Consider the following 12,069-nt stretch of genomic DNA (forward strand, 5'->3'; position numbering starts at 1 on the left):
GTTTAACGTTTATAACCGGTCGACTTTATTTTAAACCTGACTGATACATTAAACTTGGCATGGGGATAAATGGTGCGCCACTCCTCCATCTCCGTCTGGTTGTTCCAGTGCGTACCTCCATACCGAAGGCCGAAACCTAACGGGTCCAGACCTGTTTTCTGAATTTTCTCCAACACGTTTTTCACAGCTTGCGATAGTTCCTTGCTAAACTGCTCTTCGATCTTACGCAGATCCTTCGGATCTAATTGCGCAGGGTCTTCTTTCTCTTCCAAAATCGCGGTTATCCGAATCTTGTAATCAATGGTTTCTTCCCCTGGTTTATCCGTTACGATCTTGTATCTTGCTCGGGTTCTATCGGTGTTAACTTCAAGCAATTGGCCGTCAATTTTCGTCCCGAAATTCGTGCTTAGATTACGACGATCCAACAGGTTAAACAGCCTGGTTTCATCCCGCGTCAGAATCACCTTCACCTTGTTCTTATCCATCAAGGCTAATTTTTCGATATTCAGGATCTTCTCAGCGGTAGTTTCCACAACGGGCATGACCGGATCTTCTCCTTCCTCTAACATTCGGCGGGACAAATCGAAGGAGTATGCCTTAGTAATGAAGGGAGATTCCGTCCCCTCCTCGCTGAGCGCAAGAAAAATTGCGTTTCCGGCAATCCGCTCCGTTGGAGGATCCGTCTTTAATACGGCTTCTGCCGTAGGTACTGCGACAGCAGGATACATTAAGAGCTGCATGTCCCGCCTCCGAACGGTCCAGTCCTGGATTTTGCTGATATTTTTCCGAGCATAGGCCTCGCCGTACATGACCCCTTTGCAATGACCAAAGTCCAGCTCCTTATCCACCTTGGATTTGACCTCCCTGATCGCTTCCGCAATACTTGATGATTCTTGTGTAATAAGGAGTGACTTCTTATCACCTGTCTTCGGGTCTCCCGAAGGAATCGCCATTTTGAAGGTAAATCGGTTCATATCGGGACTTTTCTCAGAGACGTCAATACCAATGGACACGACAAAAAGCCTCAGATCGATATCCCTAAAATCACATCCCGACACCAACAAAAAAGAGCAGCACATGAGCCAGACCAGCCATCGCCTTAGGACTTTCATGCTTCCTTCCTCCTTTTCCTCCATACCGCATAGAATAACAGGGCAATGAGCAGGAATTCACCCGCGAACCGGACGTCCAGAAAGACAATCGCCATATCATTTAATATGTATTGATTCACGATAAACGACGTGCCGAAGGTAATCAGGGAAAAGAGGAGCAGCACCCACCATTCGATTTTCCTCCTCTTAGACATCGCTTCCCCCTTATCGACCTTTAATCCGAAACCTCCCAGAATGAGTTCCTTACCCACATGCCAGTGGATAATGGAATTCACGAGGGAGAGACACATATATACCACGTAGAAGACATAGATCATCCGTTCAATGATGAAATAACGAATCCGCAGCGAGTCCACCGTCGAGAAGGCAGGGTACACGTGTCCTCCTGCGCCCGCAGCGCCCAATATGCCAATGGGTGCAAAGATCGAAACCAGAAGGGTAAGTATACCGACCCCCGCAATCGCCCAAACATGGCGCACTCTGAATCGGTGAAAGATCCGATTGAATACCACCATGTTCACGTAGCCCGTAAATATAAAAGTTGCCGCCGCCACCGTTTCGTAATTGGGCATATTCCACGCATAGGTAATGATTTGCCTTACGGCATCCCAGCTGAAATAGGGATTGCTGAAGATACGCCATGACATGTAGGCGATAACAGGAACACAGATGTACAGAATCATCTCCAGGGCATATATAATGGACTCGGAATCCAGTCTGGCACTAAGTCCAACCACCACTAGAAATCCCATCAGAACGATATAGGGAGATACATCCGGACTAATGTAGCGAGAGGTAATATCAACGAAGCTTACCAGTGTGATTACGCTGGAGAAAAACCACGCGAGTCCGTATAAAAAAAGCAGGATACCCGATGTCCACTTGGACATCACCAAGTGGAAAATCTCCGGCAGCCCTTGTCCCGGAAATTTCTGAATCAGTTTTACGAAGGTAAACATCAGCAGCGTACCAATCGGAATGGACACGAGGATCGACATCAGCGCGCCGTCAAAGCGATCCGTAATTAAGATGCGGGGGACATAATTAATCAGGTTGATGGTTGCATTGAGCAGGAAGAGGTAATAAAAATATTTGTTTCTAACCACTTCGCTGATCCCCTTTCTTCTTCCAATCCACAGCAAACATCTTCAAGTATGGTTTGCCAAAGGATCGGAGACTCGTTAGGTACATGATCATGGCCACGATGCCCAAAACGATGCCGACCAAGCCGAAGAAGGTAGCCAGTACAATGAACAAATACTTCGTGACACGGATGCCGGAGCTCATCATCGTGATCGGGATCACGAAATTCGTTATCGCTACCGCGGAAACCAGAATGATCATGATGTTGCTGACCAGTCCCGCTTCCGTAGCAGCGGTCCCCAGAATCAGACCCCCTACCGTCGTTGCGGTCTGACCAATCGCTTTAGGCAGACGGACACTTGCCTCCGTCAGAAATTCCATCGCCAGCAGCATGAAAATCACTTCGAAGAAGGACGGATACGGCACCGTAGCCCGGCTTCCCGCAATAAGCAGCGTAACCTGCATCCTCAATATTTCCGGATTGTAGGAGGTGAAGGCCACATAAAGGCTTGGCATCAGCACGGTGATAAACAATGCGATATACCGTATTCCCTTGAGAAACCAGCCGATTGGAGGAAGCTGTATTTTGTCATCCATCGCCGTGAAGAAATCATTGAATATAGCCGGGAGCAGAAGCGCATACCCCGTTGAATCCATCAATACCGCAATCTTTCCTTGAGATATATTCAATACGGCCCGGTCAGGGCGCTCGGTCAGCATGAGTGTCGGATACAAACGGAATTTGGGATGCATGGTATGTCTCTCGATTTCGGAGGCCGACTGCACAATATCCGCTTTGAGCTCGGACAATCGCTTTCTAAGCTCCTGTAATACCGTTTCTTCCACTTTACAGGCATCATACATAATGATGATTCGGGTCTGTGATATTTTGCCGACCGTCATGAATTCCGTCTTCAGATTCACGGTTTGGTAGCGGTGGCGGATCAGGTTCAGGTTCACCTCGATATTTTCCGTAAACGAATCATCGGGACCCTGAATGACGTTCTCCGTACTGGCGGGTTGAATGGAGCCTGCATTAACCAATACGGCGTCAAACAGGAGCACGTTGTCCCTAATGAATATAGCTACGCAGCCCCTAAGTATATTACGGAGCAATTCCTGTTCATCTTTCGGCTCCAGGCTTGAGGGAAAGGATCGGATGAATTGGTCGTATAAGTCCAAGGAATTCAGCTCATAGAAACGGTTAATCAAATTATCGTTAATCATGACAGGATCACACATACTTTTAAAATAAATCAGTAACGCGTGCCCACCTTCATTTTTCAGCTCTCGATGTTCTATATCCCCTATATTCTGGAAATTTTCTTTCAGACATTTCCTGGCAAGGTCCGCATTTAGATGCTGTTCGCTGGTCATGATATACCACCCCTCTTTTTCACAAAATCCCAAAATTTCCGCGGTTTCTTTAGTTTCTGCACAAATGTCCCAAAATATTTACAATCCTCCAGGAAACTTATGAATACCGAATGGAATTCTGTTCGTTTCTAATCATTCCCAAGTGGTAATAATGAAGACAAGAGTCTGTGTTTAAGGGCAACGCCCGTAGAAACTGAGGAGGAATCGTGAATGAACCCAACCAATTCATCGCATCAAGAACTTCCGCAATATCCGGAGTCGCTGTGGAGAGGGACAACTGAACTGCCCACTTTCCCCCGCTTGGCCGAAGATATTGAGACAGATGTGGCCATCGTCGGAGCCGGCATAACTGGTATTACGACCGCTTATCTGCTTGCCAAGGCAGGCAAGGACGTCGTGCTAATCGAGGCAGGGCAAATCCTGAACGGGACCACCGGTCATACAACAGCTAAGGTAACGGCACAGCATGGGCTGATCTATCATGAATTCATGAATCATTTTGGAGAGGAGAAAACGAGGCTCTACTACGAAGGAAATCGGGAAGCGATTGAATTCATTAGGGATATAATTGGCGGAGACGAAGAGAAATTTGGGCTGAAGCTGGAGGATGCCCATATCTACGCCCAGCAGGAGGACAAGTATCTCTCAAAACTGGAAGACGAAATCAAAGCCTATGAGAAGCTCGGCATTCCGGGAGAATGGCAGGAAAGCCTTCCCCTCCCTATGCCGATTCGGGGAGCGATTAAGATGCCCGGGCAGTATCGGTTCCATCCTCTGCAGTATTTGAAGCATCTGACAGAAGAATTCCTATTGCTTGGAGGACGGATTTACGAGAACACGACCATGGACGAAAAGGCCGGAACCGATGGACCGATCACGCTGTTGACCAAACGGGGCGGTCACCGGATTACGTGCAATCACGCCGTATCCGCGTCTCATTTTCCGTTCATTGACGCCAAAGGATTGTTCTTCACGCGGCTGCATGTGGAACGCTCCTATGCCATTGCAGTCAAACCCGAAACCGCTTATCCGGGAGGAATGTACCTAAGCGTGGATCAGCCGACCCGTTCCCTGCGGTCAGCTTCTTATGACGGCCAGGAGTTGGTTATCGTCGGGGGCGAGAATCATCCGACGGGCCGCAGCATCTGCACCCACCAGCATTACGAAAACCTGGAGCTTTTTGCAGGAAATCTGTTGGGCGCTTCCGCCATTCCTTACCGCTGGTCGGCCCAGGACCTGATTACACTGGACAACATGCCTTACATCGGGCCGATCACGTCCAATCAGGATCGGATCTTTGTTGCGACAGGCTTCCGGAAATGGGGCATGACAACAGGAACATTGGCCGCGAACATCATCGCTGATCAAATCTTGGAGAAGGATAACCGTTACGCCGACGTCTTTGACCCCTCCCGCTTCCACGCGGACCCGAGCATCAAAACGTTTGTCGTGCAAAATGCTTTGGTTGCCAAAGATTTCGTTGCCGGCAAGGTGGAGATGTCCCACGCCGATATAACCGAGCTGAAGGCCGGCGAAGGCGCCGTCGTCCGCCATAACGGTCAGCGTGCCGGAGCTTACAAGGACGACCAAGGGAATCTCCATCTCGTGGATACGACCTGTACCCACCTCGGCTGCGAAGTGGAATGGAATGAGGGCGAACGTTCATGGGATTGCCCGTGTCACGGATCACGATACCGCTATAATGGCGAAGTGATCGAAGGGCCGGCCATTGAGCCATTGAAGCAGCTGGATCCGGAGAGCTAAGCGGACGCAATCGCTCCCTCAATGACTCCTAACCTAAAAAGAAGTGAAGCCCATTCGAGCTTCACTTCTTTTCTATAACATGGGACTATACACCGGTCGCGACCTAATTTCAACCAAAAATAACATTTTTCTGGTATAATGAGCTTACAAATCGTTACGGGAGGGATAACCATGGTTCTAGGCCCTGAATATTTGGATCGAATTAAAGAGGACGTCTCGGAGAAGAAAGCAAAGGAAAAGCTGCGCGGTATCCGGCAACAGAGCCTGCTTAGTGATTTTTAATGACCCTTGCTGCTGCAGGTGCCTTCATTGTGGTGGCTGCCATTTTTGGTTTTATCTTGTATAACATACGCTATTAGAAGCCATCTCCATGCCTCCCCCGATGGGAAGTCTCTGAAGTTTATACTTTCTTACAACTTCAAAAAGGCACCCTGACGGGTGCCTGTGTAATGTTATGACCTGGACCTAGATTACCTTAGCAGGCCTAAGCGATTTCTGGTGCCGGCTCCTCGCGGTATGCCTCAAGCGACCGGTCCACGATCACCTGTATGAAATCGGGATCGATATCCTGGATCCAAGGTATGGCGTTATTCCAGGCATTTTCCTCAATTTGAAGCGCGATCTGCCTCTGATCCCATTCATCCACCGTTCGATCCATCCGGTCGCACAGCTCTGTCAGGGTCATGTCCATCGAATGGCCCAGCTCATGTGCAAATACCACCGCAAAATAGGCATGGAACGGCTCAAGCGTGCCAAACAGCTGCAAACACTGCTGGCGTATGACTTCGGTATACATCGTCACGCTGTGCGAATGCATGACATATTTTCCGCCGATTAACCGGCCCCCTGGAAAATACGCCTCCATCTCCACGGTGACACTGCTGCCCGACCGACGTAGAAGCTCTTGCGTAATTCGGTTCAGTTCGGACTTATTCAATAATGATCATGGCTCCCTTTAAAGATATAAACATAAACATCATTATAAAAGAACCATATGAAAATGCAATATCAAATATGCCTGCCAGCTTACTCTCAACCTACCAAAAACCTTTAATTAATCTAAAAAAGAAGACCCACTCCGCACTCGAATGGGTCTTCTTATGATGACAATCCTCGCCTCGCTATCCAGCCTCATGCTGGTCGCTGAATTGACTGTTATACAGGTCCGCATAGAAGCCGCCCTGAGACAGCAGCTCTTCATGGGTTCCCTTCTCGATAATGCTGCCCTTGTTCATGACCAGAATCAGGTCCGCATCCCGGATCGTGGACAACCGATGGGCAATGACAAAGCTGGTCCGGTCCCTCATCAGCTCATTCATCGCTTTCTGGATATAGAGCTCCGTCCGCGTATCCACGCTGCTGGTTGCCTCATCGAGGATCAGAATCGATGGATCGGCCAGAATGGCGCGCGCAATCGTAAGAAGCTGCTTCTGCCCTTGCGATATGTTGGAGGCCTCCTCGTTCAGAACGGTATCGTAGCCGTCCGGCAATGTCCGGATGAAGTGATCCGCGTGAGCCGCTTCCGCCGCCCGGATGATCTCTTGTTCCGTGGCACCTTCGCGCCCATATCCGATATTCTCCCGGATGGTCCCGTTAAAGAGCCATGTATCCTGCAGCACCATCCCGAACAGACTGCGAAGTTCACCGCGCCGAAGAGCGGTAATATCCGTGCCGTCTATCGTAATCTTGCCCTTATTCAGCTCATAGAACCGCATCAGCAGATTAATGAGCGTGGTTTTCCCTGCGCCGGTCGGTCCGACGATGGCGACCGTTTGCCCGTGCTTCACGTCCACATTCATATCCTCGATCAGAAGCTGGTCCGCTTTATAGCCGAAACTCACATTCTCGAATGACACATCGCCAAGCGGCTTCTTGAGCACTGCCGGAGCTGTATGCTCTGACACTTCTTCTTCCTCATCCAGCACTTCAAATACGCGCTCTGCCGATGCTATGGTGGATTGAATGACGTTCGCGATATTCGCAAGCTGGGTAATCGGCTGCGTGAATTGGCGTGAATATTGGATGAATGCCTGAATATCCCCGATCTCAATCGCTCTGCGGGTAACCAACACACCGCCGACAACACTGACGATCACATAACCGATATTTCCGACAAAACCCATCAGCGGCATAATGGTACCCGATATAAACTGGGCTCTCCACCCGGCATCATACAGCTTGTCGTTGACCTCATCAAATTGCTCCATGGACTGTCGTTCCCGGCCAAAGGCCTTGACCACTTTATGGCCCGTGTACATTTCTTCCACATGTCCGTTCAGCTCACCCAAATGCTTCTGCTGCGCCACAAAATGCTTCTGCGAGCGCTTGGCAACCACAATCGTGACCACCACGCTAAGCGGAAGGGTCAGAATAACCACCAACGTCAGCAGCGGACTGATCGTGAGCATCATAACAATGACGCCGACCAGCGTGACCACGGAGGTAATCATCTGCGTCAAGCTCTGCTGAAGCGTACTGCTGATATTGTCCATATCGTTGGTCACCCGGCTCAGCGTTTCCCCATGCGTCCGGGCGTCGAAATATTTAAGCGGCAATCGGCCGAGCTTGTTGTAAACATCTTTACGTAAATCATACACGGTACGCTGGGCCACACCGGCCATAACATATTGCTGGATGTAAGCAAACAGAGAGCTTAAGAGATATAGCCCTGAAAGCCAGAGCATGATCGTCCGAATAGCGTCAAAATCGATTCCGGCCCCCGGCACGCCCTGCATCTTGGCCATGAAGCCTTTGAACAGGATCGTGGTCGCATCCCCCAATATTTTCGGGCTCACGATGCTGAATATCGTACTGAGAATAGCTGCGATCAAGACGATCAGCAGCTTGCCGGTATGCGGTTTGAGATATCGTGTTAACCGGCGAAAAGTGCCTTTGAAATCCTTGGCTTTCTCCCCCGCCATTCCAGGTCCGTGCGGGCCGCCGCCAAAGGGACCGCCCGGTCCCCGAGGATGTCCTCCCCGTTTCTTCTCACTCATGCGATCTCCTCCTCTGACAGCTGCGAGGTGACGATTTCGCGGTACACATCGCTGGAAGCCATAAGCTCCTCATGCGTGCCGATGCCGGCAATGCGTCCCTCATCCAGCACGATAATCCGATCAGCGTCCATGACGGTGCTGACCCGCTGAGCGACAATCAGAACGGTAGCTTCCGTCGTTTCCTCGCGGAGCGCTGCGCGAAGATTGGCATCCGTCTTGAAATCCAGCGCCGAGAAGCTGTCGTCAAACACATATATCTCGGGTCTCCGAACCAGCGCCCTAGCAATCGAGAGCCGCTGCTTCTGACCTCCGGATACGTTGCTGCCGCCCTGCGAAATCTCGGCATCGTACCCGCCCTCCATGGACGAGATGAAATCGGCCGCCTGGGCAACCTTCGCTGCATGCCGGATCTCATCGTCTGTTGCATCCTCTTTACCATAGCGGATATTCTCCGCGATGGTACCGGTGAAGAGCAGCGCCTTCTGCGGCACGAATCCGATTCGGCTGCGCAGCTGCTCCTGGAGCATGTCCCGAATATCCGTACCATTGACGAGAATCCGTCCCGAGGTTACGTCATAGAAACGAGGGATCAAGCTGATGAGCGTTGATTTTCCTGAACCGGTTCCGCCGATAATCGCGGTAATTTCACCCGGCCCGGCACGGAAGGAAATATCGGATATGGCGGGCTCCTCTGCACCCGGATAATAGAAGGTTACATCCTGAAATTCAATCGAGCCGTGCTCCACGCCGGTTTCGCCCGGCTGCTTCGGATCATGGATCTCCGGCATCATGTTCAACACCTCATTGATCCGAACCGCTGATGCCTGTGCACGCGGAATCATGACAAACATGACGGATAACATGATGAGGGAGAACATGATCATCATCGCGTATTGGAGAAATGCCATGAGGTCTCCGACCTTCATATGCTCGCCCTCTATGCGATGGGCTCCGAACCAAACAATCGCCAGCGTTGCAAAGTTCATGACCAGCATCATGACAGGCATCATCGCACCCATGATTTTATTCACTTTGATGGAGGTGGCTGTCAAATCCTCGTTCGCATCATTAAAGCGGACGGTTTCATGATTCATCCGGTTAAATGAACGAATGACCCGGATTCCTGTCAGATTCTCCCTCAGCACGCGGCTCAGCGTATCGATCTTCACCTGGATCGCTTTGAAGAGCGGAATGCCCTTTTTGGCGATGAGGAAAATGGCCAGTGCCAGAATAGGCAGGACGATCAGCAGCACCGTGGTCAGTCCCGGGTCTCTCGACACGGCCATCACGATGCCCCCGATACACATCATCGGCGCAATCGCCATCATGCGAAGGATCATGATCGTGACCTGCTGTACCTGCGTGATATCGTTCGTTGTACGGGTAATCAGGGATGCCGTACCGATCTTGTCAAATTCCTGCAGCGTGAAATTCTCGACATGGGAGAAGACGCGGCCCCGAACAATCTTCCCGAATCCCGTAGCTGATTTGGATGCCAAATAACTCGCAGCAATGGAGCACACCATGCCCCCTGCTGCTACGAGGAGCATAAAGCCGCCCACACGCCAAATGTAAGGCACATCTCCCTCAACGATGCCATAGTCCACGATGTCTGCCATCAAGGTCGGCAGGTAAAGATCAGACAGACACTGGAAAAATGTAAACAGCAGGACAAAAATGACCGCTGTCCGGTACGGCTTCATGTAGTGAAACAGTTTTAACAAATCCCCCACCCCTACTCGTTGTCTGATGTCGTTTCGTTCGGTTTGCGTTTTTGCTCGTGAAAATGATACACCTTCGTTAACAGCTCCGTCAGTTTGACGCTGTCCTCTTCTCCCAGAAAATCCACCAGCTCGTTAAAGTTGTTCTTGACGTTCTGATACGTTTGCTGAACAACGCGGTTCCCTTCCTCGGTAAGCTGTACGCGCACCGCACGTCGATCCTGTGCATCCATCACCCGTTCCACCAGACCTTTGCTCTCCAGAGCGTTGATAAATTGGGTGATCGTCGGTGACGTAACATTCATCATGCTGCTGATTTCGGACACTTTCATGCCGGGACCATCAGGCTCGATATGATGTTTGATTCCCATCAGAACGCGAATCTCACCGGGCGTATAGCCGGAAATCAAGTGCTGATCCCATTCCTGCTTGTGGAACATGCGAATGCTGTACAAGAGCCTGCCGGCGACGCTATCTTCTCGCCTGCCGCCCTTCATGCACAGTTCTTCTCGCGAAGCCCTTTCCTCTGACCGGTTGTTCTCTTTATGTAAATCTGGATGTATATCCTCTTCCATGGTCCACCTCTTTTCTGCAACCTCTCGAATAAATAGATAGTCTGCCAATTTAATTGGTTACCTAACTATATACCCGAAGAAGACCGAAGTCAAATCGACTTCGGACCTCCGTAACATCCATTATTCGTCATCGTACAGATGCTGCTGGTACGTCCCTTTGCGGTCTCTGTCGCTCTTCCGCGAGGACTTGCCTGAGCTCTTATTCTGGCGGCGGGTGCTAACCTTCTCTTTACGGGCGATATGGGCCAGCTCCCGCTCCGTCTTCTTGTAATTCGCATATCGTTTCGCATCCAGGGTTCCGTCCTGCAGCGCTTCCTGAACTGCACAGCCGGCCTCCGTCTCATGGCGGCAATCATGGAACCGGCACTGCTGGGCGAGCGTGGCAATGTCCGCAAAGGTCGCCTCGAACCCTTCTTCCGAATCCCACAGCTGCAGCTCCCGCATGCCCGGCGTATCCACCATAATCGCGCCGCCCGGCAGCACAAAGAGCTCCCGGTGCGTCGTGGTATGCCGTCCCCTTGCATCCTCTTCGCGTATCCCTTGAACCCGCTGACCCTCCTGGCCCGACAACCAGTTCAGGAGGGTGGATTTACCGGCCCCGGAGGTACCCGTAATGGCAACCGTCTTCCCTTGCACCAAATAAGCCTGCAGCTGCTCCTTCCCTTGATCCATCAAGGAGCTTACCGCATGGACCGGCACACCTGGAGCAACAGCCTCTACCTCCGCGACATACGCTTCCGGCGATTCACATAAATCCGCCTTGGTAAGCAGCACGACCGGTGCGGCTCCGCTCTCCCAGACCGCAATCAGATAGCGTTCTATTCGGCGAACATTAAAATCCTTATTGAGCGCGTTAATGATAAACACGGTATCCATATTTGCGGCAATGATCTGCTCATCCGGCACGCTTCCTGCTTCCTTGCGCGTCACCGCGGACTTTCGGGGGAGCAGCTTATGAACGACGGCACGGGATTCCCCTTTCAGCGGCTCCACCATGACCCAATCGCCAACAGCCGGAAAGTCGCTTTTGCTGGCTGCTTCGTATTCGTATTTGCCCGTGACAATCGCGGACTGCTCTCCCTCTTGCGTAATAATGCGGTACTGCTTCGAGAATTGGGCCGTGATGCGTGCCGGTACCAGCGCTTTATCGTGCTGCGGCATCTGCTCTGCCATCAAACTCCATTCTTCATTCCATCCATAGGCTTGTAGCATGGTCATGTCTTGTTTAGTCAAATTCGTTATATCCCCTTATCGTTATTGGATTGGTTGTTGTTATCAAACACAAAAAAACCGCAGATTTGTATCTGCGGCTGATCTGAATCTATGCAAGAAGAAGGCATTAATCCCCATACAGCCAAGCCGATAAAGGTCATACCACGCCCCTTGCATAGACACAAAAAACCCGCAGGATACCAAGCACGGTCTCCTGCGGGTTCTTAGG

9 protein-coding genes are annotated in these 12,069 nt (G+C 50.9%); 1 reads left to right on the top strand and 8 read right to left on the bottom strand.

The window, feature by feature from the left end; translation table 11 throughout:
* Positions 1 to 2 precede the first annotated feature (2 nt).
* The 3 genes from PLA01S_RS24265 to PLA01S_RS24275 are packed head-to-tail and all read right to left on the bottom strand — an operon-like array spanning position 3 to position 3,572.
* Positions 3 to 1,112 (bottom strand): Ger(x)C family spore germination protein, encoded by a 1,110-nt coding sequence (locus tag PLA01S_RS24265; protein WP_127594385.1) that lies wholly within the window; start codon positions 1,110 to 1,112, stop codon positions 3 to 5.
* On the bottom strand, positions 1,109 to 2,218 hold the full coding sequence (locus tag PLA01S_RS24270; protein WP_127594386.1) for a GerAB/ArcD/ProY family transporter: 1,110 nt from the start codon (positions 2,216 to 2,218) through the stop codon (positions 1,109 to 1,111). Before PLA01S_RS24270 ends, PLA01S_RS24265 begins: the two co-directional genes overlap by 4 nt.
* Positions 2,211 to 3,572, bottom strand: a complete 1,362-nt coding sequence (locus tag PLA01S_RS24275) for a spore germination protein (protein WP_127594387.1) — start codon at positions 3,570 to 3,572, stop codon at positions 2,211 to 2,213. Before PLA01S_RS24275 ends, PLA01S_RS24270 begins: the two co-directional genes overlap by 8 nt.
* A gap of 210 nt (positions 3,573 to 3,782) precedes the next feature.
* Here PLA01S_RS24275 and PLA01S_RS24280 point away from each other — a divergent pair, with 210 nt between their 5' ends.
* Complete coding sequence (locus PLA01S_RS24280; RefSeq protein WP_127594388.1) at positions 3,783 to 5,336, top strand: FAD-dependent oxidoreductase; 1,554 nt, start codon at positions 3,783 to 3,785, stop codon at positions 5,334 to 5,336.
* Positions 5,337 to 5,820: 484 nt separating this feature from the next.
* Here PLA01S_RS24280 and PLA01S_RS24285 read toward each other — a convergent pair whose 3' ends face one another.
* From PLA01S_RS24285 to rsgA, 5 genes are all read right to left on the bottom strand, one after another.
* The gene (locus PLA01S_RS24285; RefSeq protein ID WP_127594389.1) at positions 5,821 to 6,273 is read right to left on the bottom strand and encodes a hypothetical protein; all 453 of its coding nucleotides are present in this window, start codon (positions 6,271 to 6,273) and stop codon (positions 5,821 to 5,823) included.
* 184 nt (positions 6,274 to 6,457) lie between these two features.
* Entirely contained in the window at positions 6,458 to 8,332 is a 1,875-nt protein-coding gene (locus tag PLA01S_RS24290; protein ID WP_127594390.1) for an ABC transporter ATP-binding protein, read from the bottom strand.
* The gene (locus PLA01S_RS24295) at positions 8,329 to 10,056 is read right to left on the bottom strand and encodes an ABC transporter ATP-binding protein (protein WP_127594391.1); all 1,728 of its coding nucleotides are present in this window, start codon (positions 10,054 to 10,056) and stop codon (positions 8,329 to 8,331) included. The genes PLA01S_RS24290 and PLA01S_RS24295 overlap by 4 nt, the downstream gene beginning before the upstream one ends.
* An 11-nt stretch (positions 10,057 to 10,067) precedes the next feature.
* The gene (locus tag PLA01S_RS24300) at positions 10,068 to 10,628 is read right to left on the bottom strand and encodes a MarR family winged helix-turn-helix transcriptional regulator (RefSeq protein WP_127594392.1); all 561 of its coding nucleotides are present in this window, start codon (positions 10,626 to 10,628) and stop codon (positions 10,068 to 10,070) included.
* Between the two features lie 120 nt (positions 10,629 to 10,748).
* Complete coding sequence (rsgA, locus tag PLA01S_RS24305) at positions 10,749 to 11,846, bottom strand: ribosome small subunit-dependent GTPase A (protein ID WP_246059803.1); 1,098 nt, start codon at positions 11,844 to 11,846, stop codon at positions 10,749 to 10,751.
* Positions 11,847 to 12,069 lie beyond the last annotated feature (223 nt).

This window comes from Paenibacillus lautus NBRC 15380 (assembly GCF_004000945.1).
GTDB lineage: Bacteria > Bacillota > Bacilli > Paenibacillales > Paenibacillaceae > Paenibacillus_AQ > Paenibacillus_AQ lautus.